The organism is Pseudomonas sp. GM41(2012) (assembly GCF_000282315.2).
In the GTDB taxonomy this organism is placed as follows: domain Bacteria; phylum Pseudomonadota; class Gammaproteobacteria; order Pseudomonadales; family Pseudomonadaceae; genus Aquipseudomonas.
The window spans coordinates 838,414-863,533 of sequence record NZ_AKJN02000008.1; the positions used below are offsets into that span (position 1 = coordinate 838,414).

Here is a 25,120-nt window from a genome sequence, read left to right on the forward strand (position 1 = left end):
AGCCCCGACATGTTCAGACCTCTCTTCGTATTTATTGGCACGCGTTATACCCGTGCAAAGCGCCGCAATCATTTTGTGTCATTCATTTCCCTGACCTCGATGATCGGACTCGCCCTTGGCGTGGTCGTGATGATCGTGGTGCTGTCGGTCATGAACGGCTTCGATCATGAGATGCGCACCCGCGTGCTGGGCATGGTGCCCCACGCGACCATCGAGTCCGGTGAGCCGATCAGCGACTGGCAAAGCCTGGCCGCCAAGGTCAAGCAGAACCCGCAGGTGACGGCCGTTGCGCCGTTTACCCAGATGCAGGGGTTGCTGACCAACAACGGCAAGGTGTCCAAAGTCCTGCTCAATGCCATCGACCCTGCGCTGGAACGGCAGGTCTCGATCATTGATAACTTCATGCAGCAGGGCAAACTCGATGACCTGGCGCCGGGCAGTTTCGGTATCGTCATTGGGGACAAGGCCGCGGCGAAGTTGGGTGCGGCGATCGGCGACAAGCTGACGTTTGTGGCGCCGGAAGTCACCGTGACCCCGGCCGGGATGTTCCCGCGCATGAAACGCTTTACCGTGGTCGGCATTTTCCATGTCGGCGCCGGTGAACTGGACGGCTACCTGGGTATCACCAATCTGCAGGATCTGGCCAAGCTGCATCGCTGGAAACCGGATCAGGTCCAGGGCATCCGCCTGAAATTCGACGATTTGTTCCAGGCGCCACGCGTCGCGTGGACCATCGCCCAGCAACTTGGCGAAGACCATTTCTATGCCCGCGACTGGACGCGCACCCACGGCAATCTGTATCAGGCGATCCGCATGGAAAAAGCCATGATCGGTTTGCTGTTGCTGCTGATCGTCGCTGTTGCCGCGTTCAATATCATCTCCACGCTGGTGATGGTGGTGAACGACAAGAAGGGCGACATCGCGATTCTGCGCACCCTGGGCGCCACGCCGGGTTCGATCATGGCGATCTTCATGGTGCAGGGCACCGTCATTGGTGTGGTCGGGACGCTGATCGGCGCCGTGGTCGGGATCTTCGCCGCGCTGAACGTCAGCGCCGCGATCTCGGCCCTCGAAGGGCTGATCGGGCACAAATTCCTCAACGCCGACGTGTACTTCATCGATTACCTGCCGTCGCAAGTGCAGAGCCAGGATGTGTTGATGGTCTGCGCCGCCGCGTTGGTCCTGAGTTTCCTCGCCACCCTGTATCCAGCCTGGCGTGCCGCGCGCACCCAGCCTGCGGAGGCGCTACGTTATGAGTGAGTTGGGCATGAGTGATAAAGCAATCTTGAGCTGCCGCGACCTGGGCAAATCCTACGAGGAAGGCCCGGAGTCGGTAGAGGTTCTGGCCGGTCTGCAACTGGAGCTGCATCCGGGTGAACGCGTGGCGATCGTCGGTACCTCGGGCTCGGGCAAAAGTACCTTGCTCAACCTGCTGGGCGGCCTCGATACTCCGACCAAGGGCAGCGTCTGGCTGGCCGGCGAAGAGCTGTCGGCGCTGAACGAAAAGGCTCGCGGTTTGCTGCGCAATCGGTCGCTGGGTTTCGTTTACCAGTTCCACCACTTGCTGCCTGAGTTCACCGCGCTGGAAAACGTCTGCATGCCGCTGCTGATCGGCAAGACGGCTATCCCGCAAGCGCGTCAGCGTGCGACGGCATTGCTGGAGCGGGTAGGGCTGGGCCATCGCCTGGAACACAAACCGGCCGAATTGTCCGGTGGTGAACGTCAGCGTGTGGCCATCGCCCGCGCCCTGGTGAACAACCCAGGCCTGGTAATGCTCGACGAACCGACCGGCAACCTCGATTCCCACACCGCCCAGGGCATTCAGGATTTGATGCTGGAACTCAGCACCTCAATGCGCACGGCGTTCCTGGTGGTGACTCACGACATGAACCTGGCTCGCCAGATGGATCGCGTCCTGCATTTGCAGGAAGGTTACCTGACGCCCATCTGATTGACCGAAACCCGACGTACTGAACAGTACGTCGGGTCTTTTATTTTTATACGGTGCCCAGCGAATGTTCAGACCGTTATCGATCTTTATCGGCGCGCGCTATACCCGCGCCAAGCGCCGCAATCGCTTTGTTTCCTTCATCTCGATGACCTCGATGATCGGTCTCGCCCTGGGCGTGCTGGCGATGATCGTGGTGCTGTCGGTGATGAACGGCTTCCAGCGCGAAATGAGCTCGCGCATCCTTGGCATGGTGCCTCACGCGACGATCGTGGGCGTCAATCCGATCGATGATTGGCAGCCCGTTGCTGCGGCGGCCATGAAGAATCCTGAAGTGACGGCCGCCGTTCCGTTCACCGAGATGGAAGGCATGCTGTCCTACAAGGGGACGATGCAGCCGATCCAGGTCAGCGGCGTTGATCCGGCGCTCGAAGGCAAGGTGTCGATCGTCGCCCAGCACATTGTTCAGGGGCGTCTCGATGCCTTGAAGCCGGGTGAGTTTGGCGTGGTGATCGGCGAGATCACGGCACGCCGCTTCCGCTTGAACGTGGGCGACAAGATCACCCTGATCGTGCCGGAAGTCAGCACTGCACCGGGTGGCATCACCCCGCGCATGCAGCGGTTGAATGTGGTCGGCGTGTTCAAGGTGGGCGCCGAACTGGACGGTTCCATGGCGCTGATCCACGTGGCCGATGCCGCGCAGATGCAGCACTGGGCGCCGAATCAGGTACAGAGCGTGCGCCTGGCGGTAAAGGATTTGTACGCTGCGCCGAAGGTTTCCAGCGATATTGCTGGCGGCCTGGGCAGCGCTTACAAGGCTGATGACTGGACTCACACACAGGGCAGTCTGTTCAGTGCGATGAAGATGGAAAAAACCATGATCGGTTTGCTGTTGCTGATGATCGTTGCCGTGGCGGCGTTCAACATCATCGCAACCCTGATCATGGTGGTGAACGACAAAGGTGCGGACATCGCGATCCTGCGGACCATCGGCGCCACGCCGCGGCAGATCATGGCGATCTTCATGGTGCAGGGCACCGTGATCGGGGTTGTCGGTACGTTGATTGGTGGTGTGCTTGGCGTGATTGCGGCGCTGAACGTCAGTGAGCTGGTGGGCTGGATGGAGCGGGTCAGCGGGCAGCACATCTTCACTTCAGACGTGTACTTCGTCAGTAACCTGCCTTCCGAACTGCAGGGGGCGGATGTGCTGTTGATCTGCTCCGCCGGGTTCATCCTGAGCTTCCTCGCCACCGTTTACCCGGCGTGGCGTGCGGCGAAAGTCGAACCGGCTACTGCGTTGCGGTATTCGTAAGCCGTTATACCGCCATCGCGAGCAAGCTCGGCTCCCACAGGGTTCGGAGTCGGTCACACATTTGTGACTCAACTCGGTCAAGTGTAGGAGCCGAGCTTGCTCGCGATGAGGCCGGCCCTGCTGGCCTCAATCCCCCTTGGGCAACTCAATCACAAACCGCGTCCACCCGTTATCCGATTCACAACGAATCTGCCCGCCATGGGCGCGGATGATTGACTGAGTGATCGCCAACCCCAATCCCGCATGTTCACTACTGCCTTCCTGGCGTGCCGGATCAGCCCGGTAGAAGCGATCAAACAATCGCGGCAGCAACGCCCCGTCAATTCCGTCGCCACTGTTCTCAACGATTACATTCAACCCCTCAGGCTGATCAACAATCCGCACCCGAACCTCGCCTTCGACCGGCGTAAACCGCAATGCGTTGTCCAGCAAATTGGAGAGCGCCCGCCGCAGCATGCTGCGATCACCTTCCATGCGCGCACTGCCTTCACGACTCAACCTGACCTGAGCGTCCTCCGCCAACGGCGCAAAAAACTCCAGCAACAGATCCGCTTCTTCCGCCAGCTCCAGCGGTTCGCGCTTGGGCATCAACAGCCCGTGGTCGGCCTTGGCCAGGTACAACATGTCGTTGACCAGTTGCGCCATCCATTGCAGCTCTTCGAGATTGCTGTGCAGTGCTTCTCGGTAATCTTCAATGGGCCGTGGGCGGGTGAGGGTGACCTGGGTGTGAGTCAACAGGTTCGACAACGGCGTGCGCAATTCATGGGCGATGTCGGCGGAGAAGGCCGATAGCCGCTGAAAAGAGTCGTCGAGGCGTCCGAGCATGGCGTTGAAGTTGTGGGCCATTTCCGCGAGTTCTGGCGGCATGTTTTTTTCGGGCAAGCGTGCATTGAGCGATTGCGCTGAAACGCCGCAGGCAACCGCACTCATGCGTCGTAACGGCCGCAACCCACTGCGTGCTGCCCAGGCACCGAGCAGGGCGGTGGCCAGTGCCGACAAACCGACGGTCAACCAGATCAGGTGCTGCATGCGTTGCAGAAAGTGCTGGTGATGGGTGATGTCCAGCAGCAAGGTCAACTGCGGTGAGTCGGGTTTGTCGAGGTACAACGGAGCGTTGAGGACGCGGTAGTCGGTACCTTCGCTGCTCACCGTGGACAAACCCGACTGGGTAGGCAATTGCTGGGGCAGGCGCGTCGAACTGTCATACCAGCGCTTGCCGTCGCTGCCGGTGATCCGCAGCGACAGATCAGCCTGTCGGCTCAATTCATCGGCCAGTTTGACTTCGCTTTCACTCGATTGAATGTCATGAAGTGCTCGACGCAACCCAATCAACTTGCCGTCCAGCAGCTGTTGGTCGAGTTCAACGAAATGCGCTTCACTGGCCCGACTGAACAACACCCCGGCAAACAGCGACACCACGGCGGTGCACGCCGCAAACAGCAGCGCCAGGCGACTGCTCAATGAAAGTCGACGCATCAGGCGGGGCGCTCTTCAAGGACGTAACCCATGCCACGCACGGTGTGAATCAACTTGTTGGGGAATTCATCGTCGATCTTCAGGCGCAAACGACGGATCGCTACTTCGATGACGTTGGTGTCACTGTCGAAGTTCATGTCCCAGACCTGGGACGCGATCAACGACTTGGGCAGGACTTCGCCTTGCCTGCGCAGGAGCATTTCCAGCAGGGCGAATTCCTTGGCCGTCAGGTCGATGCGCTGACCGCTGCGTTCGACCCGACGGCGGATCAGGTCAAGGCGCAAGTCCGCCAGTTGCAGGCTGGTTTCCTGGGGTGTGGCGTTACCACGGCGCAACAGGCTGCGGACCCGGGCCAGCAGCTCGGAGAAGGCGAACGGTTTGACCAGGTAGTCGTCGGCGCCCAGTTCGAGGCCGTGGACTCTGTCCTCCACCGCGTCGCGCGCTGTCAGAAACAGTACCGGCGTGTCGAGGCCGGCACCGCGCACCGCTTGCAGAATCTGCCAGCCATCGCGACCGGGCAGCATCACATCGAGAATCAACAGCGCGTAATCGCCGGTCAGCGCCAGTTGCTGGCCGGTGCTGCCGTCCGCGACCAGTTCAGTATTGAAACCGGCCTCGGTCAGGCCTTGGCGCAAGTAGTGGCCAGTTTTCGGTTGGTCTTCGACGATCAGCAGTTTCATGGGCGACTCGAGGCAATTGAAACGAACGCTTTATACCGTGGGCGACGGTAATACAGGTCAACCTGACAAAGTTGTAATCTGGCTGTCAGGTTGCGGGCAGTCGCCGCAGTTTAGAGTTTTCCACAGGCTGAACCTTATCTTGTTGGAGTACGACTATGTTTTTGCGCAAATCACTGGTGCGCGTCGCGTGTTTGCTGGCGCTGAGCTCGCCGGCGTGGGCTGCCCCGGCGCATACCTACGACTTCGGCCAACCGGCCCCGGCGGCCAAGGCGACTCGCAGCGTTGAAGTCGTCATGGGCGACATGTCGTTCACGCCCAAGGCGATTGATATCAAGGCCGGTGAGACGGTTCGTTTTGTGTTGGTGAATAAAGGGCAGTTGTTGCACGAATTCAACCTCGGTGACGCGACAATGCACGCCAAACATCAGCAGGAAATGATGAAGATGCAGCAGAGCGGCATGCTCATGCCTACAGGCATGAAGGAAATGGACCACGGCGCCATGGCCGGTATGGGGCATGGAATGAAGCACGACGACCCCAACAGTGTGCTCGTCGAACCGGGCAAAACCGCCGAGCTGACCTGGACCTTCACCAAGGCCACCAACCTGGAATTTGCCTGCAACATCCCCGGTCATTACCAGGCCGGTATGGTCGGCAAGGTGACTGTCAGTCAGTAAGCACTCAAAGGCGGGAGCAAAGGCTGGTAGAATCCGCTGATTCTTCAGTCAGGTTTCCGCCATGCATCCCGCAGCCGAACACTCGCCGCTGGGCAAATCCAGCGAATACATCGCCACCTACATGCCGTCCTTGCTGTTCCCGATCCCGCGCACCGCGAAATGGGCCGAGCTGGGCCTGACGGCTGAAACCCTGCCGTACAAGGGTGTGGATTTCTGGAATTGCTTCGAACTGTCGTGGCTGTTGCCGTCCGGCAAGCCAGTGGTGGCGATTGGCGAATTCAGTATCCCGGCGGATTCGCCGAATATCATCGAATCGAAGTCGTTCAAGCTGTACCTCAACTCCCTGAACCAGACACCGTTTGCCGATACCGCGAGCCTCGAAGCGACGTTGGCGAAAGACCTGTCGGCCGCTGCCGGTAAACAGGTCGGCGTGCGGATTCGCAGCCTGAAGGACGTCGAAGCCGAAGGCGTCGTGGCGTTGCCGGGCGTGTGCATTGATGATCTGGATATCAGCGTCAGCAACTATGAGCATCCGCGCCCGGAACTGCTGCGTTGCGATGAATCGCGCATCGTGGAGGAGAGCGTGCACAGCCATTTGCTCAAATCCAACTGCCCGGTCACCAGCCAGCCCGACTGGGGCAGCGTGGCGGTGGAATATCGTGGCGCGGCGCTGGATCACGCCAGTTTGCTGGAATACATCGTGAGCTTCCGTCAGCACTCGGACTTTCATGAACAGTGCGTGGAGCGGATCTTTCTCGACCTGCAACGGTTGTTGAAACCGGAGAAATTGACGGTGTATGCGCGGTATGTGCGGCGCGGAGGGTTGGACATCAACCCGTATCGCAGCACTGAAACCGTTCAACTGCCAAACCACCGTCTGGTTCGCCAATAAAGAACCCCTGTGGGAGCGAGCCTGCTCGCGATGGGGCCAGCACATTCAACATTGATGTTGACTGACACTTAGCCATCGCGAGCAGGCTCGCTCCCACAAGGGATTGCATTGCAAATCCCGGATATGAAAAAGCCCCGCTATCACTGGCGGGGCTTTTTTGTATTCGGCGGGTTCAGATCCCCATGTTGGCCAGGGCTTGCACGATGTTGCGCAAGGTGCCAGCAAGGGTCGGGTGTTCGATTTCGAAGCGTTCAACGGCCAGGTTCACATTGTCGGCGAGGCTGGAGTCCTGGGTTTTGGTTTCGAGTTCCAGTTCCAGTTCGATCTGTTGCATCAGCGCGTGCAGGTCTTCGCGCTCGGCTTCGGTCAGCGGTGGATTCTGTTCCAATTGCTCGCGCAGAGTATTGAGTTGTTGTTGCAGTTCGCGGGCAGGCATGGCGTTCTTCCTTTTATCGATAGGCACTGGCATAGACCGCAGCAGCACGCCAAAGGTCTATGGCTTGCCCTTTAGATTAATCCACTCGCGCGCAACCTGCATGATCTCGATCAGGGCTTTTCGCCCTTGAGCCGGCGCAGACTGATGTCGGCCAGGCAGGTGTCGAGTTCACCGAGGTGATCGATCACCGAATGCACACCCAGGCCGAACAGTTGCATCGTTGCCTTGCCGCGTTTGAATTCCCGTTCCTGCTGAGTCAGCGCCTGCCACTCGTTGGGCGCCAGGCCGCAGAGTGAGCCGCAGGACGCCAGCCCAATTGTCCACAATCCGGCATTGAGCCCCGCTTGCAGCAATCGTGGTTCGCCGCTGACCAGCACGCAACCTTCCAGTCGTTCGACATTCAACGTCATCAGGGCTTGCCAACAGGCATGCGGTGCCGGCCATGGATTGTTTGTTTCGGGGTGTTGCGAGGGTTTGATCCATGAAGGCAAGGCAGCGGCCAGGGAATGGCTGAGGGCAGGGGGGAGTTCATCGAGCCAGGCACAGGGAATCTGCTGATGTTGCAAGCTGCGCAGGCTATCCAGCGCGCCGGGCGTAGCCTCAGCGTGTATGGCAGAGGGGATGCCCTGTGCGCGTGTGCGGGCACCGAAATCCACCAGGCAACCACTGAGGCCGAACAGGACGGCGGTCAGGCTGGGCGCAATGTGGGGCAAGGTTTCGGCGTGCGGCATATCAACGTCCCTGAAATAGCCTCAAGGCTAGGGCGCGACAGTGACAGTTGAGTGACACTGAAGTGAATCGCTCACAATCATCGCCAATGATCCGCAGGCTGCCTTGTGCGTGGTGCTGCCTAAAGCGGCTTTTCCGTCTTATACTAGCTCGCTTAACGCTTGGGCCAAGCGCCCGCGCCAGTACAATCCAAGGAGTTTTTCTATGCGCTGGAGCAATCATCTAGCTCAGTGTTGTGTGTTTACCAGCGTATTGCTGGTTCCGTTCGTTGCACAGGCAGCCTCGGAAGACGACCCTTGGGAAAGCATCAACCGCCCGATCTACAAGTTCAACGATGTGCTCGACACCTATGCGCTGAAGCCTTTGGCCCAGGGTTATCAGTTCGTGACGCCGCAGTTCCTTGAAGACGGCATCCACAATATGTTCCGCAACGTCGGTGACGTCACCAACCTTGCCAACGATATCTTGCAGGCCAAACCGGCCGCCGCAGGCGTCGACACCGCACGCTTGATCTTCAACACCACCTTCGGCTTGCTGGGCTTCTTCGATGTGGGCACCAAGATGGGCCTGCAACGCAATGACGAAGACTTCGGCCAGACCCTCGGCTACTGGGGCGTAGGCAGCGGTCCTTACGTGATGTTGCCGTTGTTGGGGCCAAGCACGTTGCGTGACGCGCCGTCCAAGTATGTCGACGGCTATACCGGGCCGTACCCGTACATCAACGACATTCCCGTGCGTAACTCGATCTTCGGCCTGAACCTCATCGACACCCGCGCCAGCCTGCTGTCCAGCGAGAAGCTGATCACCGGCGACAAGTACACCTTCATCCGCAATGCGTACTTGCAGAACCGCGAATTCAAGGTCAAAGACGGCCAGGTCGAAGACGATTTTTGATCTCGACCGGTAAAACGAAGAAGGCGGCCCAGTGGGCCGCCTTCTTTCGTTTGGCTTTCCTGACCGGTTTGGCTCGTGGGTTTTGAACCTTCCATTTCGTTACGGTTTTGCCGGTTCTTATAACTCCCGGTGATTTGAAATGGAAAGACGTCAAGCGACCATCGGCGTGAGCTTGAAACGCCCCGCGGATGGGAGTACCGTCTGCGCCTTAGAAGGGCACCTCTGGTGTACCTGTGTGTAGGGCAAACGCTCGAAAACAGTGCAGCAGAGAGGCTAGAAAGCGAATCCAGTAGTGTGAGCCGGGACAAAGCCCCTGCCTGCTACGCCAACCTAATTCTGGCGCCGTTTGCCCACATGCCAAAAACCAGTGCCACGCTGCTGATAATCGATGATGACGAAGTAGTGCGCGCGAGCCTCGCCGCCTATTTGGAAGACAGTGGTTTCAGCGTCTTGCAGGCCAGCAATGGCCAGCAGGGTCTTCAGGTATTCGAGCAAGACAAGCCCGACTTGGTCATCTGCGATCTGCGCATGCCACAGATGGGCGGACTCGAACTCATTCGCCAGGTCACCGAGCTGTCACCACAAACCCCGGTGATTGTGGTTTCGGGCGCCGGCGTGATGAACGACGCGGTCGAGGCCCTGCGCCTGGGCGCTGCGGACTACCTGATCAAGCCTCTCGAAGATCTGGCTGTGCTCGAGCACTCTGTGCGCCGGGCCCTGGATCGTGCGCGCCTGCTGCTGGAGAACCAGCGCTACCGCGAGAAGCTGGAAAAGGCCAACCGCGAGCTCGCCGCCAGCCTGAACCTGCTCCAGGAAGACCAGAACGCCGGTCGCCAGGTGCAGATGAACATGCTGCCGGTCAGCCCCTGGACCATCGACGAGTTCCAGTTTGCTCACCAGATCATCCCGTCGCTGTACCTGTCGGGTGATTTCGTCGACTACTTTCGTGTCGACGAGCGTCGGGTAGCCTTCTACCTGGCGGACGTTTCCGGTCATGGCGCCTCTTCAGCCTTCGTTACCGTGCTGCTGAAGTTCATGACCACGCGCTTGTTGTTCGAGTCCAAGCGCAGCGGTACATTGCCGGAATTCAAGCCTTCAGAGGTCCTTGGTCATATCAACCGAGGCCTGATCAGTTGTAAGCTGGGTAAACACGTCACAATGGTCGGTGGAGTCATCGACGAGGAGACAGGTTTGTTGACCTATAGCATCGGTGGTCATTTGCCGTTGCCTGTGTTGTACACGCCAGACAGTGTTCGTTATCTGGAAGGGCGTGGTCTGCCGGTAGGCCTCTTCAACGAAGCCACCTACGAAGATCACGTACTGGAGCTGCCGCCGACATTCAGCCTGACGCTGATGTCCGACGGCATTCTGGACCTTTTGCCAGAACCTACACTCAAAGAAAAAGAAGCGGCTTTGCCTCAACGGGTCAAGGCAGCGGGCGGCAGCCTGGATGGTCTGCGGCAGGTTTTTGGATTGGCCACGCTAGGGGAGATGCCGGATGATATCGCCCTGTTGGTGTTGAGCAGGAATCTTTAATGAGTACCGGTAGAATCCAGTTCGCCGAGCAGGATGGCACCTTCGTCCTGAAGTTCGTCGGTGAAGTTCGCCTGACCCTGTGTTCGGCGTTGGATGCGACTATTGAGCGGATCTTCACGGCGTTGAACTTCAACGCAATCGTGATCGACCTGACCGAAACCCGCAGCATCGACAGCACCACGTTGGGCCTGCTGGCCAAGCTGTCGATCCTGTCGCGGCAAAAGGTCGGCTTGCTGCCGACCGTGGTCACCACCCACGAAGACATCACCCGTCTGCTGCAGTCCATGGGCTTCGAGCAAGTGTTCAACATCGTTGACCGCCCGATCCCGTGCCCTGAGTGCCTGACCGACCTGCCAGACCAGGATCAGTCCGAAGAAGTGGTGCGGATCAAAGTGCTCGAAGCACACAAGATCCTTATGGGCCTGAACGACTCCAATCGTGAAGCGTTTCATGATCTGGTGAATGCCCTCGAGCGTCATTGATTGCTTGAAGTGATGTGGGTTCGAAGGCCCCATCGCGAGCAGGCTCGCTCCCACATTAGTCTTGCGTCGAACACACCATCCCGGCTCCCCCAAAAATCTCCTGTGGGAGCGAGCCTGCTCGCGAAGGCGCCATAACAATCACCATATCTTTTAGCGCGAAGCCACTACCCAAATTCAACGCAAAAAAAGGGCGAACCCATTAAGGTTCGCCCTTTTTGCATTTTCTTACTGGATCACAGCTTGGCTTGCAGCAACGCCTCAAGCTTTTCCTGGTCACGAGCGAACTGACGAATACCCTCAGCCAGTTTCTCGGTCGCCATCGCGTCCTCGTTGGACAACCAACGGAACTGCGCTTCATTCAAGCTCAAGCGGGCTTCACCAGCATGACCCGGCGCCAATTTGCGTTCCAGCTTGCCAGTGTCCGCCGCCAGCTTATCAATCAGATCCGGGCTGATGGTCAGACGGTCGCAACCGGCCAGTTGCTCGATCTGATTCAGGTTACGGAAGCTCGCACCCATGACCACAGTCTTGTAGTCATTGGCCTTGTAGTAGTTGTAGATGCGCGTCACCGACTGCACGCCCGGATCATCCGCGCCGGTGTAGTCGTTGCCATTGGCCTTCTTGTACCAGTCGTAGATGCGACCTACGAACGGCGAAATCAGGAATACCCCGGCGTCAGCACAAGCCGCAGCCTGAGCGAACGAGAACAGCAGCGTCAGGTTGGTCTGAATGCCTTCCTTTTCCAGAATTTCGGCAGCGCGGATGCCTTCCCAGGTGGAAGCGATCTTGATCAGCACGCGGTCACGGCCAATGCCGGCCTTGTCGTACAGGTCGATCAGACGGTGCGCACGCTTCAATACGGCGTCAGTGTCGAACGACAGGCGCGCATCCACTTCGGTGGAAATACGGCCAGGGATCACTTTCAGAATTTCTTGCCCTACCGCAACGCCGAAACGGTCGCTGGCCAGGCCCACATCGCCCTTGCAGTCGCTGACGCAAGCGTTCAGCAACTCGGCATAACCGGGAATGGCCGCCGCTTTGAGCAGCAGGGAAGGGTTGGTGGTAGCGTCCACGGGTTTAACGCGAGCGATAGCTTCGAAGTCGCCGGTGTCGGCAACTACGGTGGTCATTTGTTTGAGTTGTTCCAGCTTGGAAGTCATGGGCGTGCTCTGTCCTATGGGTCTAATGACATTACCCGAGCGCTGACAGCCACTCAAGGGTGCGTGTACGTATCGAGGGCCCCAGCGGCAACAACCTGAAAACGGCTGTTTGAATGGCGGGGCGCGGTATCGGTAAATACGATGCCAAATCAGACCACAGGTTCAACCTGGGTGACCATTAGCGCCCAGAAGGTCCACAGTCATGACTTCAGTTCGCCAATACGTCTCGGAAAACGTCAGGGCGAATAGCGGCGATATGAAGAAGTGATCGTGCAGCCCCAGAAGGGGACCGTCGTCCTTGTTCCCACTCCTGCAGAGTGCGTACGGAAACGCCCAGCAGCTCCGCAAACTTCGGTTGCGATAGACCGGTTTTGCTGCGGGCCTCTGCAGCCTCGGTTACTTCAACTTTGTGAACGTCGCCGTGTACGCCGGCTTTGACTTCAAGAATCGACGCCAACAGTTCTTCGCCAATATTGCGTTTGGCATCCCGTTCCATCAGTTCTTTTTCAGTTAGGGGCATGATTCAGCTCCTTTGCGATTTTGCGCAGTATATGCGCGGGGATGTTCTCTGTGGCGCCTTTGCCGTAGATCAGCAATGTGACCAAGGCGCCGCTGGCAAGTTGCGCGATGTAGATAATTCTAACCGCGCCACTTTTACCGCGACCATCCATGCTCCAGCGCACTTTTCGGCATCCCTCCGAGCCGGGGATCACTGCGCCTGCGTCCGGATTGTTCGCCAGATAGGACATGAACGCACCACGTTCTTCTTCAGTCCAGTAATCCGGCCAGAGTTTTGTAAATATCTTGGATTCAATGATTGTCAGCATGGTTGCGATCATACGTCTTTGACGTAGTGGCTGACAATTGGAGGCTAATTGCCTTTTATTAGATCCGGCGACGGGTTCGGGCTCACAACTCTTATCGTCTTGGACCGCTTGCAGATAAGACCTTTGAGCGCATGAACCGAGCCCGTCTTGGCCAAAAATTCAACGCTGCCGTCTCGCAACGTTACAAATTCGACGTGATCACCTGCGGCCAACCCGAGCGAGGTGCGAACCTGCGCCGGAATGGTAATTCGTCCTTGCGTCGTTAGCCTCGCAGTTGCCATCAATGACACTCCATTAACGTAGCTAGGGATTTTCCGGTTACCGCCCCTCCAACAACTCCGCCGCCTGATCCAGCAACACCAAAGGCTCTTTAGCCTTGTGAATATCCACCGACAACAACTGCCGAAACTTCCGCGCGCCCGGAAACCCGGTGCCCAGCCCCAGCACATGCCGAGTGATGTGGTGCATCGAGCCGCCCGCATCAATATGCGCCGCTATATAAGGCCGCAACTGCGCTAGCGCCTCCGCCCGGCTAATCACCGGCGCCGTGCTGCCGAACAGCTGCTGATCCACCTCAGCCATCACATAAGGATTGTGATAAGCCTCACGGCCCAACATAACGCCGTCGAACGTCTGCAAATGCTCGTGACAGGCTTCCAGCGTCTTGATCCCGCCGTTGAGAATAATCTCCAATTCCGGAAAATCCGTTTTCAACCGCGCCGCCACGTCATAGCGCAAAGGCGGAATGTCGCGGTTCTCCTTCGGCGACAACCCCTCCAGAATCGCAATCCGCGCATGCACCGTAAAACTCGTGCACCCGGCATCCCGAACCGTGCCGACGAAATCACACAATTCCTCGTAACTGTCCCGCCCATTAATCCCGATGCGATGCTTCACCGTCACCGGAATCGACACCGCATCGCGCATCGCCTTCACACAATCAGCCACCAACTGCGGATGCCCCATCAGGCACGCACCGATCATATTGTTCTGCACCCGATCACTCGGGCAGCCAACATTCAGATTCACCTCGTCGTAACCGTGCTCCTGCGCCATGCGCGCACACATCGCCAGGTCCAGCGGCACACTGCCGCCGAGTTGCAGCGCGAGCGGGTGTTCGGCTTCGTTGTGACGCAGGAAGCGGTCGTGATCGCCGTTGAGCAGCGCGCCGGTGGTGACCATCTCTGTGTAGAGGAGCGCGTGCTTGGAGAGCAGGCGCAGGAAAAAACGGCAATGGCGATCGGTCCAATCCATCATCGGGGCGACGGAGAAGCGGCGGGAGAGCGGGGCGGGTGTGGCGGTGATTGGGGGCATTGGCGGTTCTGAGATGGGTGAGGCTGGGAGGTGGGGAGTTTATCAGGATTGGGGTTGCAGGGTTTAGGCGAGCCTTGTTGCGATTGTTCAGGGCATCTGAGCAATCGCATGGGAGGAAATCGACTGGATCGCTACGAATAAATAAGTCTGTCCCCATTTTTGTTATTTTTGTTCATGCTCAACGAATTATCGGAATCACCGACGCGGGTGATGAGGGACTGATCGCGCTGGCCGCTTGCCAGGCGTATATCAGGGAAACTCTTCGTTGAGTACTGCGTAATGCACCCTTTCGGAACAGTTGGATGAGTTGCTTTACTCAAGAAAATGTCTAGTCTGTGGATATTTTTAAGGCGGTGAGTAGATTGAAAGAATTAGCATCAGTAAAGGGAGAAACGATTTCTGGTGTAAGAGGCGTTTCTGATGAAGAGTATGCGATTTACCGGGCGCACAGAGACGTGTTATCGAGTTTTAGTAGGGATTATGAGCTTTTAAAATTGGTCCTTGAGGGGCATCAAGATTTTTGTCAGGGTCTCGTTGATGTTAGTGGTTCGATGATTGGCGAGGTTAATATGATTAACCAAAATCATCTACATATACTGACATTTAAGACGAGCAGATTGATGCTTAATTTATTAGGATCAGTTCGGACGTTCCTTGATCATGCTCAAACGTCTGTATCTCGAAGGTATGGCTCCGCATCTGAGCAAATGGCGTATTTTAAATCTTTGACTGCGTTTCAGTTTGATAATGTTTTTTCCTATCGTTTTTTGTATAAGTTAAGGAATTACACGCAGCATTGCGGTATGCCCCCAGTGGGGTACTCTGTTGATATTGTTCCTGATGACGGCCTTAGAATGGATCTTCATTTTATTCGAAAGTATTTACTGGAAGAGTATAAAGAGTGGGGGGTCGTGGTAAAAAAAGAACTTGAATCCAGTGAGGGGCCTCTATCTGTATTAGGTCTTCTGGATGAGCATGTAAAAAGTGTGATTGGTATTTTTCTTGATTTTTATGATAAGTACAATTATGAAGAGGTGGGGCGGAGTAAGGGCTGGATGTGTGAGTTTCTTTCTGATTTGAGTCCTGATGATAAGTATTGTTTTCTAGGTGCTGAGCCTAAAGAAGTTCAAGGTGCTGAGGGCATGTCGTTCAAAATTGAGTGGGTGCCTACATTTATGGTTCGAGACGTACTGTGGGTTGAAGAGCAACTCAGAGTTGGGGGGCGGCGATAATCCCTGGGACTTAAAGCATGTTAAGGGTCGTTGTAGATCGAGAGATTGTTACGAGTTGCATATGTGCAAATTTCTATGGGGCAAGAATGGGGCAAGCCGTACGCCAATCTATGCCATTTAATGCCAATTGAGCGGAATTTCTGATTTTTAAGATAGCCCTACAGCCCTTGTTTTCTGGGCTGTAGGGCTTTTTTGCGTTAATACTCCAACATAATTGGCGTATGTTAGATACTAATTAGTTAGCGTTATTGATGAATATGCCGTCAGTTGATCCAAATCGAAAGGCTCGCGAACTCACCAGTCAATCGTTTGATGTTGGCGTGACCTATGGCCATTCCGACACTTGTCAATGTAAAAGATTTAATTTTTGAATTCTCCCATGAGTCAAAAACAGTCTCCATGAATGGGCGGATCGAGATGCACTTTTCTCGTATTTCCGGGTTACTCATTTTGCCCATGCTAAATAGTTCAATTATCTTTTCCTGGTCTTCTGTGCTGATATTGTGGTTGTTAAGATTTTGGTTCAGCATTGTAAGGTTGTTTGCGCGAACTTGGATCTTAGAAGAATCGTTTAGGCACGGTATAAAAAAATTACTATCAAGCCCAATTGAAATTTCTCTGCTTACAATTTCGCTTTGCTCAAAACCTTTAAGGAATAGTCCGCTGTAGTGGTGGTCAAGTATGTGCTCAAGCGGGGCTTCACCCGCTTCGATGCTGCCGCATCCCGTGAAATCTAAGTGTTGGTAACAAGCGTCATTTTTTACCAGCTTTGATGAAAAAGGCAGTACGTACCTATCCAAGTACTCTCCAAGTATTTGGTGATTGCCTATCCATTGACTTTGCGTGTACCTGAATAAAAAAATCATTGCCAATACTGCTAACTGTGAATCAGTAAGCTTTGGTGCCGTAGCAAGAGATTCGTTTAGAACGATTTGGAGAATGTCTCTCTGTTCTTGCTTGCTTCGATCAACAAGGAGATCGACCAGCAGATCGCCTAGATCCTTATCGCCGTTTCTAGCGTACTCTCGTTGCACGGTAAACAGTGCATGCTGAAAGTCTGGATCCTGACCCTTCCCAAAACCGTTAGGATTTTCCTGCTGGAGTTTCGTGAGGAAGTCTTCTGTGATTTCTTGTGCACGAGCCTTGGCAGTTTCCATGGCCGGACCTGCCAGCTGGAAAAAATTTGCTCGAAAAACATCGAGCGCTACATCGCGCACTTCTGAATATGATAGGCCGGTTTGGGTAATGAGGACGTCCCGTCCTGCCTGGATTGCAGTTGCGCCGTCTTCGACACTCTGATCTTGATTTGCTCCGAACATGCCTTGCCTCACTTCCTTATTTTTACGTCGCGGCCTGCTTGATAGGCGGTTGAGTTCGCGCCGACTTTCTGCGACTGGGTCGCCTCGGCCTTCTTGTCCGCAATGAACGCTCCTAGCAAAGTAGCAAGCGACACGATGGCTGCAGTGACGGAATCGAAGCCAGGCTTCATGATCACCCAGGCTACGCAGGCGACGAAAGCGGCAAAAAGAACGAGTTTGACAACGATGCGCATGATTGGAGTCCAATTTTAATTATTGATTGCGGGATTCTAGGGAGGGCGCTTAATAAAAGCACGTGCGGTACGCAGATGCCTTAATTGTCGTGGTACAAAATTGGTACGGATAAAATTGAAGGTTGCTGTAAGCCTGTGTTCTAAAGGGCTTTACGGTAAGTTGGTCCAATCCATCATCGGGGCGACGGAGAAATGGCGGTAGGGCAAGGCGGGTGTGACGGTGATTGGGGGCATTTACACGGAGCTTCTTTTCGCTGCCAGCTTCCGTGAATCCGAAGGGGCGTCCGGGTAGGGCGCCCCTTTGTGACGTCAGGACGGTTCAGCATCCATACGCCGCGCAACGACATCCAGCACATCACAACCATCGCGCAACGGTATGCAACAAAGCATTGCGAAGTCGCTGAGAATCACCGAGTCCGTGGTGATGTCACCGCGCATCGCGAGGTTTTCGAGGATCTGCGTTACCGCGCCAATTCGGTAGCGTGCGGTGCTAAGCAGTGAGTGTAGCGGTTGGGTGGTGTTTACATACAGCGAGGGAAGGTCGTCGGCGTTGCTGGTTAAAGCCATAAATTCTTTCATGAGTGATTCCATGTAGGAGAAAGACCTACCACTCAATCGTCGCCAAACAATAGGGTGGTAGCTGTGCGCGGGTTGGCGAACCGGACCATGGTAAAACCGGCAGACCCTAAGGTCTCCCACGCACAGCCACCAAAAAAAGGTAGCCAAGTGCGTTCAAAAGCGCTCCGAGAACTACTCGGAGGCTTCTGTACCAGGTCATCGAGTCGCCAAACCCGACACGCCATTTGGGCGTGGACCGGACTATAGGCTTCGTGACAAAGGCACAGCAATGCGCAAGTGTACGGACAATTCCCAGAGTCGTGTAGGACGGTGCTCTTTTGACAGTTTGTCTGGGGAACACCCTTTTTTTGCGTCAGGAAACCGCGGTACCTGAACCAGCGCTGTCGCCCAACAAAGTTTCATAATTCCTGGCGGGCTAGTGGCATAGGATGACTCCTTAAGGTCACCGCGCTTCCAACCCACAGGAAACTGAAAAATGATCTCGAATCTCTTAAAAGTCGCTCTGATCGCCGGCGCATTGCTATTGAGCGCCTGTTCGGGGGCAAGCACCCATAGCGAGTATTCGGAAGCCAACCTGCCGTCTGCCGGTTTTGGTCCGGGGCCTACCAACAACCCCAATAAGATGAATTTCCATGGCAGTGCGCTCGGCAACAGCTTCGGCGAGTACAGTTCGGGGTTGTTGCACGACGATTAACGGCGGAAGTGTTTCCGCCGTTTTGCGTTTTGCCTGATGTGCCGGGTGCTTTGGCGAAGAGGCGACTGCTGCGCAGTCGGACGCAGGCTTCGCCAGCTGGTGCATGGATCGGGTAGGTGGCGGCTATTTGGGCTCGGGCGTGGCTATCCACTGACTCAAAACTTTCTGGTAGTTGCCTGTCACCTTGGCCAGGTGTAGCCACTGATCGACGTATAACTTCCAAGTCATGTCATCGCGCGGCAGCAAGTAAGCCTTCTCGCCATACTGCATGAATTGCTTCGGGTTCACCGCGCACAGACCGGGTTTGAGTTTCTGCTGATAGAGCGCTTCCGAAGCATCGGTGATCATCACGTCAGCCTTTTTGTCCAGCAGCTCCTGGAAGATGGTCACGTTGTCATGAAGGCGCAATTGCGCCTTGGGCAGGAAGGCGTGAACAAAGGCTTCGTTGGTGCCGCCGGCTGGTTCGACCAGGCGAACCGAAGGCTGGTTGATTTGCTCGACGGTCTGATACAGCGCCTGATCTTCGCAGCGCACCAGCGGGATCTTGCCGTCGACGTCCAGCGTGGTGCTGAAGAAGGCCTTTTTCTGGCGCTCCAGCGTGACCGAGATGCCGCCGACGCCGATGTCGCATTTACCCGCGAGCATGTCGGGCATCAGGGTTTTCCAGGTGGTCTGCACCCACTCGACTTTGACTCCCAGGCTGTCGGCCAGCGAGCGGGCCATGGCGATGTCGATGCCCGAGTATTCGCCGTCTTCGGCTTTGACGGTATAGGGTTTGTAGTCGCCTGTTGTGCACACGCGCAGTTGGCCTTGTTGGATGACGTTGTCCAGATGCGATTGCTCTGCCTGAGCGGCAAACGATAGAGCGAGCAGGCCACCGAGCATCATTGTGCTTTTTATGTTTTTCATTGTCGTCGGGCTTTTGTGTGGAGTGGGTTTGACGGAGATGGAGTGTAGTGAAATGGTTTTCCCACGGGAGTGCTTTTTTAGCTTCAAGAAAACGTGGTCAGTCCCGATACCGTTGTGGTGGAGTTACCCGCTATCTCACTAGAGGTGAGGCACGATAAGTTCTGTGTCGATACAATCACTGCCGATCAATTTTGACTAAGGCGACGCCCTTGGATGCCGTAACAAATTTTGTGCTTACCCGGGCATTACCTGTAGCCAAAGAGGTTATTCGGGATTTCATTGAATTCTCGCGCAATAGCGATGCTTATTACGATAGGCAGGGAAAAAGTAATGTTCCTTGCGGTAAAGCCGCGCTGTTCGGCCTGATGATGGCGACGATGCTGATGGTGCTAGGCATTCCTGGATTGAGGCGGGCGGGAGTGGACGTCAGTACCGAGTTTTTGCTCCTGGGGGTGGTTCTCAACTGGATGCTGCTGGTGCTCTACGGCGGTATGTATTGGCTGGGAGGCAAGATCCTGTTCGGGCGCGGCGGTAGTTTTGCCACGATCAATTCGTTCTTCTTTCTTTCCGTTTTTCTGGTGTTTCTCAAAGTGATTGAGATACCCACTCGGTCCATGCGATTCAGTGCAATGGTGGCAAGTTGCACGGGAGATAGCGATTTCGCCGTCAGAGCAAGCCAAGCTATCTCGGGTGACCGCTCGTTACTGATAACCGAGTTTCTGGTGTTTGCAGGTTATCTCGTGTTCTTTTACAAAGCCTATCGCATGCAACGGGGCGTGCATGAGTTTGGCCGGGTACGGGGTTTTGTGTCCATGTTGGTTGGGTCACTATTGCTGATTGGTGTTGTGTCATTTGTTCAGGAGCCAGGTATGCGCATCTTGGTATGCGGGTACGTGAAGGGAGGGTAATTCGGCCACCCTCATAAAATGGGCAACCTCTACAGGTCGCCCACCTCCATTTCCGGACTCAACGTCCCTAACCAAGCCACCAACCCCACAATCAACACCGCCGCTGCCAATTCAACCACCACGCTGCGCCGCAACGTATTCGCTGCCACCCGATACTGGCCCTCACGCAACGACCGCTGCAAAAACGGCCCCAGATGAAACCGGTTCAACGCGGCGAGCACCAGCATCCCGGCAAACAACGCGATTTTGATGGACAGCAAAATCCCGTAGGTACTGAGCAATACATCGTCGAGCGTTGGGCCCACGATGAACAGGTAATTCACGATTCCCGTGACCGTGATGACGGCCACGATCACTGCACCCACCCCTTCAAATTGACGGACGGCCCGAGCCAGCAATCTGATGCGTTCTTCGGTTTGCAGCGCGTTGATCTTTGCCATCAAGGCAAGCGCGACCAGCGCACCGAACCAGGCCCCCGAAGCCAGCAGATGCGAGATGTCAGTGATGAAATGCCAGTAACGACGATCACCTTCATCCATCGCCCCGTGACCGCTCCAGGCGAGGCTGGCCAAGGCGATAGCGCCGGCAAAAGACGCGATCAGCAGGCTGAATCCGGGCGCACGTTGATTGAGCATCATCGCCAAACCGCCGACAACCAGCGCGACAATGCGCACGACCCAGGCCAGCCCGACATTCGTCTCAAACACCATCATCTCGATATGCGGGCGCAACTCGGCAAAGTCCGTCTCACCGCTCATGGCGCTCGCCATCATCACCATGCTGGCGATGGAAAACAGCGCACCCAGCAACGCTGCCCCCGTCAACATCGACCGAAACGGCAACACCGCGCCCGATATCCGTTCCTGTCCTTTAAGGCTATAGAGTCCAAACAGCGCCAGCCCAAACAACAGCATCAAATCCACATACAACCCAAAGCGCAGTGCAATGCTGACCGAGTCGCTCATCAATCACTTCACTTTGAACGTAACGTTGCCGGTGATCGGGTGTGTGTCCGAGGACACGGCGCGCCATTCGACTTTGTAGGTGCCGGCAGGCAGTGGCGAAAGCGGTGTGATGACCATGGTTTTCGGATCGCTACCCCCAGAGACTTTGGCTTTCATCGGCATGGGGGAGTGCGCCATGCCGGGCATTTCGGTCATGACCAATTTTGCGCCGGAGAACTGGGTCATGAGGTTTTCCGAGAAGTGCAGTTCGACGGTGCCGGGTGCCGCGCCATCCGCACCTTCGGCCGGGGTGGAGGACAGCAGTTTCGGGTGCGCTTGAGCGAGCGCGCTCATGAGCAGTCCAATGGCAACAGCGGTAGTTTTAATCATGCGCATGCAAGGCCTCTTACCGCTTTAAGCGGTTGTTTTTTTGGTTGTTGAGTTAATGCGTTTAGAACCACAGGCGAACACCGAGGACCAGGCGTGCTTCGCTGCGGTCTTCACCTTCGTCGTTGGCGTAGTCGGCGGTTTTGCCGTAGGTGCGGTTCCAGGTCACGCCGATGTAGGGCGCGATTTCCCGGCGGATTTCATAGCGCAGTCGCAGGCCGGCTTCAGTGTTGGATAACCCGGAACCGATCCCCCGTTGCGGATCGTTTTTGCCGTAGACGTTGAGCTCGGCGGTCGGCTGCAGGATCAGCCGGTTGGTCAGCAGGATGTCGTAGTCGCCTTCCAGTCGTGCGGCGGTTTGGCCGCCTTCGCCGATGAAGGCGGTGGCCTCGGCTTCGAAGTTGTACAGCGCCATCCCTTGCACGCCGAGCGCGGCCCAGGTTTGCGGGTCGCCGGGTTTGAAGTCCTGGCGAACGCCGGTCACCACGTCCCACCACGGGGAGATTGCGTGGCCCCACAGGGCCTGGATTTCGGCGTCTTCGGTTTTACCGTTGGTGCGTTCGCCTTCGGAGCGCAGCCACAGGCGATCGATGTCGCCGCCGATCCAGCCGGAGAGATCCCAGGCCAGGGTGCTGCCGTCGTCAGCGTCCTGCCATTCGAGTTTGTCGGCGAGGAAGTAGTAGTTGAGCGCGGTGTCATGCACCTTGTGACCGGACGGACTGGCATACGCGGCGGCGCGGTCGGCATCGGTCAGCGCCGGGATCGGCGTGCGGCTTTCGGTCGGCGCGGCGGGCTGCATCTGGCCGTCGTCCATGCTTTGCATTTGGCTGTGGTCCATGCCCGGCATCTGGCTGTGATCCATGTTCTGCATGTCGTCGGTGGCGGCCATCGCCGAAGAGAGTGTCAGGCTCGCGGTCACGAGTGCCAAAGAGAGGGGAGTGAGTCTGGTCATGGTTAGGCGCCTCATTCTTCCACCCGAACTTCACGGAACATGCCCATTTCCATGTGGTACAGGAGATGGCAGTGATAGGCCCAACGGCCGAGCGCATCGGCGGTGACCCGATAGCTGCGTCGGGAACCGGGCGGCATGTCGATGGTGTGTTTGCGCACCATGAACTCACCGTTCTCGTCTTCGAGGTCGCTCCACATGCCGTGCAGATGGATCGGGTGGGTCATCATCGTGTCGTTGACCAGCACCACCCGAACCCGCTCGCCGTATTTGAGGCGCACAGGTTCGGCGTCGGAGAACTTCACGCCGTTGAACGACCAGGCGAATTTCTCCATGTGGCCGGTGAGGTGCAGTTCGATGGTACGGCTCGGGTCGCGGCCGTCCGGGTCTTCGAAAGTGCTGCGCAGGTCGGAATAGGTCAGGACGCGGCGGCCGTTGTTGCGCAGGCCGAGGCCGGGATCGTCGAGTTTGGGGGTGGTGGTCATGGCTTGCATGTCCACCAGTGGGTTGTCTTTTTCCGTCTCGGGATGGGACTGCATGCCGGGCATGGCCATGGTGCTGTGATCCATGCCCGCCATGCTGCCGTGATCCATGCCGCCCATGCCCATGTCATCCATGGTCACCAGCGGTCGAGGGTCCAGCGACGGTACCGGCGCGGATAAACCCGCCTTCGCTGCAAGCGTGCCGCGTGCAAATCCCGTCCGATCCATCGACTGGGCGAACAAGGTGTAAGCGGCTTCGGTCGGCTCGACTATCACATCGAAGGTCTCCGCCACCGCAATGCGAAACTCATCGACACTCACCGGTTTGACGTGCAGCCCATCCGCAGCGACCACCGTCATTTTCAGCCCGGGAATGCGCACGTCGAAGTAGGTCATGGCGGAGCCGTTGATGAAGCGCAGGCGCAGCTTCTCGCCCGGCCGGAACACGCCCGTCCAGTTCGAGTTCGGCGCCTGGCCGTTCATCAAGTAGGTGTAAGTTGCGCCGCTGACGTCGGCCAGGTCGGTGGGGTTCATCTTCATTTCGGCCCACATCTTTCGGTCGGCGACTGTGGAACCCCAACCTTTCTCGCTGACGTCGTGGATGAAATCACCCACGGTGGGCTTGTTGTAGTTGTAGTAATCGGATTGCTTTTTCAGCGTCTTCATCAGGCCGACCGGATCTTCATCGGTCCAGTCGGTCAGCATCACCACGTAATCGCGGTCGTACTGGAACGGCTCCGGTTCCTTGGCGTCAATCACCAGCGGCCCGTAAACGCCGGACTGCTCCTGAAAACCCGAATGGCTGTGGTACCAGTAAGTGCCGTTCTGCCGGACCTTGAACTGGTAAACGTACATGCCATCCGGCTCGATGCCGTGAAAGCTCAGCCCCGGCACGCCGTCCATGTTGGCCGGCAGCAAGATGCCGTGCCAGTGAATGGAGGTGTTGGCGTTGAGCTTGTTCTTCACCCGCAGCGTCACCGTGTCACCTTCGCGCCAGCGCAGCAGGGGCCCGGGAATACCGCCGTTGATGGTCATCGCGGTGCGCGGGTTGCCGGTGATGTTGACCGGGATTTCGCCGATGAGCAGGTCGAAATTGGTGCCCGCCAAAACCTGAGGCTCGCCAGGACTGGTGACCGCCCAGACAGGCGTGCGCCATAACCCGAGGCCGCCGAGGAGCCCGCCCGCGGCCAGGCCCTTCACGAAGGTGCGTCTTGATGTGTTGGAATGCATTCCGTTTTCCCGGTCCGTCAGCGTGGAGAGAGCTTGACGACGAGGCTAACGGGCAGTGCCTTTCAGCAGGCTGAGGCGGGGATTACAGTTTTGACAGGTTCATGCCGTCTTTATTGGCGTGTGCCGGGCGTTGACGCGGCGGCCACAGTGCCGCCACCGCAATTGATATACGAAGACGACTTCAACCAGCGTTGATCCGGATAGTAAGAAAACAACAACTGCCCGTCTTTCATCGAATCAATCAACTTATGCGCAATCGCCGGCCGCACAGCCGGACAACCCAGGCTTCTACCGATCCGGCCATTCGCTCGGGCAAGAACCGGACTGACATAGGGCGCCCCGTGAATAACGATCGCCCGCTCATATGCGTTGTCATTGAACCCCGGCTCCAGACCTTCCATGCGCAAGGAATAACCGTTCTGGCCGACGTAGCTCGATTGGGTCCGATACAGGCCAAGGCTGGTGGCAAAGCTTTCATTCTGGTTGGAGAACTTGACCGCCATGTTCTCGCCGCTGTTGCGACCGTGGGCGACCAGTTCGTGGAACAGTAATTTACGTTTCTTCAGATCGAACACCCACAACCGTTGTTCGGTCGAAGGCAGTGAGTAGTCGATGACAGCGAGTCTTTGGACAGGGGCTTTACCTTGGGCCAAGCTGCATTGGGTAGCGCGTACGGCCAGCCCGATGACTTTGGCGTTGGCGCCAGGTGCTGCTTTGAGCAGCGCGGCTTCAAGCGAATCGGCGTAGGCTGCCGGTACCGAAACTGACGTCAGCAGCAGGGCCGTGAATAGGAAACCAAAGCGGTCTAGCGCCATATGTAAGTCTCACATTAATGTTTCGAGTCTAGCAGTGTGCAGGATGCTAGCCGTTGAATACGGGGCGATTAAGGAT

General features: G+C 56.7%; 29 protein-coding genes and 1 pseudogene. 12 read left to right on the plus strand and 18 right to left on the minus strand.

Annotation, left to right across the window (positions count from 1 at the left end; genetic code table 11):
• Positions 1-9: 9 nt before the first annotated feature.
• The 3 genes from PMI27_RS04635 to PMI27_RS04625 all read left to right on the plus strand — a co-directional run bounded on the left by PMI27_RS04635 (position 10) and on the right by PMI27_RS04625 (position 3,260).
• Positions 10-1,260, plus strand: a complete 1,251-nt coding sequence (locus PMI27_RS04635; protein WP_008151382.1) for a lipoprotein-releasing ABC transporter permease subunit — start codon at positions 10-12, stop codon at positions 1,258-1,260.
• Positions 1,261-1,267: 7 nt separating this feature from the next.
• Complete coding sequence (gene lolD / locus PMI27_RS04630) at positions 1,268-1,951, plus strand: lipoprotein-releasing ABC transporter ATP-binding protein LolD (protein WP_165353274.1); 684 nt, start codon at positions 1,268-1,270, stop codon at positions 1,949-1,951.
• Between the two features lie 64 nt (positions 1,952-2,015).
• A complete protein-coding gene (locus PMI27_RS04625) occupies positions 2,016-3,260 on the plus strand; it encodes a lipoprotein-releasing ABC transporter permease subunit (RefSeq protein ID WP_008151377.1) in 1,245 nt (414 codons plus the stop codon).
• 126 nt (positions 3,261-3,386) lie between these two features.
• Here PMI27_RS04625 and PMI27_RS04620 read toward each other — a convergent pair whose 3' ends face one another.
• Positions 3,387-4,736, minus strand: a complete 1,350-nt coding sequence (locus PMI27_RS04620) for a heavy metal sensor histidine kinase (protein ID WP_008151375.1) — start codon at positions 4,734-4,736, stop codon at positions 3,387-3,389.
• Positions 4,736-5,416, minus strand: coding sequence for a heavy metal response regulator transcription factor (locus PMI27_RS04615; protein WP_008151374.1), 681 nt, complete (start codon positions 5,414-5,416; stop codon positions 4,736-4,738). Before PMI27_RS04615 ends, PMI27_RS04620 begins: the two co-directional genes overlap by 1 nt.
• A gap of 155 nt (positions 5,417-5,571) precedes the next feature.
• Between PMI27_RS04615 and copI the strand changes: the two genes are divergently transcribed.
• Together copI and queF are read left to right on the plus strand one after the other, a co-directional pair.
• A complete protein-coding gene (gene copI / locus PMI27_RS04610; protein ID WP_008151372.1) occupies positions 5,572-6,093 on the plus strand; it encodes a copper-resistant cuproprotein CopI in 522 nt (173 codons plus the stop codon).
• Between the two features lie 61 nt (positions 6,094-6,154).
• Positions 6,155-6,985 carry an NADPH-dependent 7-cyano-7-deazaguanine reductase QueF gene (gene queF, locus PMI27_RS04605; RefSeq protein WP_008151370.1) on the plus strand — a complete coding sequence of 277 codons (831 nt, stop codon included), beginning with the start codon at positions 6,155-6,157 and terminating at the stop codon, positions 6,983-6,985.
• Positions 6,986-7,157: 172 nt separating this feature from the next.
• Here the strand turns inward: queF and PMI27_RS04600 are convergent, their stop codons facing one another.
• Positions 7,158-7,421, minus strand: a complete 264-nt coding sequence (locus PMI27_RS04600; protein WP_008151367.1) for a DUF4404 family protein — start codon at positions 7,419-7,421, stop codon at positions 7,158-7,160.
• A 110-nt stretch (positions 7,422-7,531) separates the two neighbouring features.
• Entirely contained in the window at positions 7,532-8,152 is a 621-nt protein-coding gene (locus PMI27_RS04595) for a hypothetical protein (RefSeq protein WP_008151365.1), read from the minus strand.
• A gap of 202 nt (positions 8,153-8,354) precedes the next feature.
• Here PMI27_RS04595 and PMI27_RS04590 point away from each other — a divergent pair, with 202 nt between their 5' ends.
• The 3 genes from PMI27_RS04590 to rssC all read left to right on the plus strand — a co-directional run bounded on the left by PMI27_RS04590 (position 8,355) and on the right by rssC (position 11,062).
• Positions 8,355-9,044, plus strand: a complete 690-nt coding sequence (locus tag PMI27_RS04590; RefSeq protein ID WP_008151361.1) for an MlaA family lipoprotein — start codon at positions 8,355-8,357, stop codon at positions 9,042-9,044.
• A 354-nt stretch (positions 9,045-9,398) separates the two neighbouring features.
• Positions 9,399-10,580 carry a two-component system response regulator RssB gene (gene rssB / locus PMI27_RS04585; RefSeq protein WP_010456296.1) on the plus strand — a complete coding sequence of 394 codons (1,182 nt, stop codon included), beginning with the start codon at positions 9,399-9,401 and terminating at the stop codon, positions 10,578-10,580.
• A complete protein-coding gene (gene rssC / locus PMI27_RS04580; RefSeq protein ID WP_007935262.1) occupies positions 10,580-11,062 on the plus strand; it encodes an anti-sigma factor antagonist RssC in 483 nt (160 codons plus the stop codon). The genes rssB and rssC overlap by 1 nt, the downstream gene beginning before the upstream one ends.
• A gap of 233 nt (positions 11,063-11,295) precedes the next feature.
• Here the strand turns inward: rssC and tal are convergent, their stop codons facing one another.
• The 5 genes from tal to dusA form a co-directional block, all read right to left on the minus strand.
• Positions 11,296-12,222, minus strand: a complete 927-nt coding sequence (gene tal / locus PMI27_RS04575) for a transaldolase (RefSeq protein WP_008151357.1) — start codon at positions 12,220-12,222, stop codon at positions 11,296-11,298.
• Between the two features lie 208 nt (positions 12,223-12,430).
• A complete protein-coding gene (locus PMI27_RS04570; RefSeq protein ID WP_008151355.1) occupies positions 12,431-12,742 on the minus strand; it encodes a helix-turn-helix domain-containing protein in 312 nt (103 codons plus the stop codon).
• Positions 12,729-13,049 carry a hypothetical protein gene (locus tag PMI27_RS04565; protein ID WP_008151354.1) on the minus strand — a complete coding sequence of 107 codons (321 nt, stop codon included), beginning with the start codon at positions 13,047-13,049 and terminating at the stop codon, positions 12,729-12,731. The genes PMI27_RS04570 and PMI27_RS04565 overlap by 14 nt, the downstream gene beginning before the upstream one ends.
• A 44-nt stretch (positions 13,050-13,093) precedes the next feature.
• Positions 13,094-13,330, minus strand: a complete 237-nt coding sequence (locus PMI27_RS04560) for an AbrB/MazE/SpoVT family DNA-binding domain-containing protein (protein WP_008151351.1) — start codon at positions 13,328-13,330, stop codon at positions 13,094-13,096.
• 37 nt (positions 13,331-13,367) lie between these two features.
• Positions 13,368-14,363, minus strand: a complete 996-nt coding sequence (gene dusA, locus PMI27_RS04555) for a tRNA dihydrouridine(20/20a) synthase DusA (protein ID WP_008151348.1) — start codon at positions 14,361-14,363, stop codon at positions 13,368-13,370.
• 173 nt (positions 14,364-14,536) lie between these two features.
• On the opposite strand from dusA, the pseudogene PMI27_RS32185 reads away from it, so the two are divergent.
• Together PMI27_RS32185 and PMI27_RS31630 are read left to right on the plus strand one after the other, a co-directional pair.
• Positions 14,537-14,632 (plus strand): annotated as a pseudogene (locus tag PMI27_RS32185) (lysis protein); the annotation flags it as partial.
• Positions 14,633-14,725: 93 nt separating this feature from the next.
• Positions 14,726-15,595 (plus strand): hypothetical protein, encoded by an 870-nt coding sequence (locus PMI27_RS31630; protein ID WP_008151347.1) that lies wholly within the window; start codon positions 14,726-14,728, stop codon positions 15,593-15,595.
• A 263-nt stretch (positions 15,596-15,858) separates the two neighbouring features.
• Here PMI27_RS31630 and PMI27_RS04550 read toward each other — a convergent pair whose 3' ends face one another.
• The 3 genes from PMI27_RS04550 to PMI27_RS04540 all read right to left on the minus strand — a co-directional run bounded on the left by PMI27_RS04550 (position 15,859) and on the right by PMI27_RS04540 (position 17,726).
• On the minus strand, positions 15,859-16,914 hold the full coding sequence (locus PMI27_RS04550; protein WP_008151345.1) for an LPO_1073/Vpar_1526 family protein: 1,056 nt from the start codon (positions 16,912-16,914) through the stop codon (positions 15,859-15,861).
• 8 nt (positions 16,915-16,922) lie between these two features.
• Positions 16,923-17,147, minus strand: a complete 225-nt coding sequence (locus PMI27_RS04545) for a hypothetical protein (RefSeq protein ID WP_008151343.1) — start codon at positions 17,145-17,147, stop codon at positions 16,923-16,925.
• 309 nt (positions 17,148-17,456) lie between these two features.
• Positions 17,457-17,726, minus strand: a complete 270-nt coding sequence (locus PMI27_RS04540) for a hypothetical protein (protein WP_008151340.1) — start codon at positions 17,724-17,726, stop codon at positions 17,457-17,459.
• Between the two features lie 475 nt (positions 17,727-18,201).
• On the opposite strand from PMI27_RS04540, the gene PMI27_RS04535 reads away from it, so the two are divergent.
• Complete coding sequence (locus PMI27_RS04535) at positions 18,202-18,420, plus strand: hypothetical protein (RefSeq protein WP_008151337.1); 219 nt, start codon at positions 18,202-18,204, stop codon at positions 18,418-18,420.
• A gap of 123 nt (positions 18,421-18,543) precedes the next feature.
• On the opposite strand, the gene PMI27_RS04530 is transcribed toward PMI27_RS04535, so the two are convergent.
• Positions 18,544-19,329 (minus strand): transporter substrate-binding domain-containing protein, encoded by a 786-nt coding sequence (locus PMI27_RS04530; RefSeq protein ID WP_008151336.1) that lies wholly within the window; start codon positions 19,327-19,329, stop codon positions 18,544-18,546.
• Between the two features lie 209 nt (positions 19,330-19,538).
• On the opposite strand from PMI27_RS04530, the gene PMI27_RS04525 reads away from it, so the two are divergent.
• On the plus strand, positions 19,539-20,237 hold the full coding sequence (locus tag PMI27_RS04525; protein WP_008151334.1) for a hypothetical protein: 699 nt from the start codon (positions 19,539-19,541) through the stop codon (positions 20,235-20,237).
• Between the two features lie 29 nt (positions 20,238-20,266).
• Here PMI27_RS04525 and copD read toward each other — a convergent pair whose 3' ends face one another.
• From copD to PMI27_RS04500, 5 genes are all read right to left on the minus strand, one after another.
• A complete protein-coding gene (gene copD, locus PMI27_RS04520) occupies positions 20,267-21,202 on the minus strand; it encodes a copper homeostasis membrane protein CopD (RefSeq protein ID WP_008151331.1) in 936 nt (311 codons plus the stop codon).
• A 3-nt stretch (positions 21,203-21,205) separates the two neighbouring features.
• The gene (gene copC / locus PMI27_RS04515) at positions 21,206-21,577 is read right to left on the minus strand and encodes a copper homeostasis periplasmic binding protein CopC (RefSeq protein ID WP_008151329.1); all 372 of its coding nucleotides are present in this window, start codon (positions 21,575-21,577) and stop codon (positions 21,206-21,208) included.
• A gap of 55 nt (positions 21,578-21,632) precedes the next feature.
• The gene (locus PMI27_RS04510) at positions 21,633-22,520 is read right to left on the minus strand and encodes a copper resistance protein B (RefSeq protein WP_008151328.1); all 888 of its coding nucleotides are present in this window, start codon (positions 22,518-22,520) and stop codon (positions 21,633-21,635) included.
• An 11-nt stretch (positions 22,521-22,531) separates the two neighbouring features.
• Positions 22,532-24,229 carry a copper resistance system multicopper oxidase gene (locus PMI27_RS04505; protein WP_008151326.1) on the minus strand — a complete coding sequence of 566 codons (1,698 nt, stop codon included), beginning with the start codon at positions 24,227-24,229 and terminating at the stop codon, positions 22,532-22,534.
• Between the two features lie 110 nt (positions 24,230-24,339).
• On the minus strand, positions 24,340-25,044 hold the full coding sequence (locus PMI27_RS04500) for a murein L,D-transpeptidase catalytic domain family protein (protein ID WP_008151324.1): 705 nt from the start codon (positions 25,042-25,044) through the stop codon (positions 24,340-24,342).
• Positions 25,045-25,120: the final 76 nt, after the last annotated feature.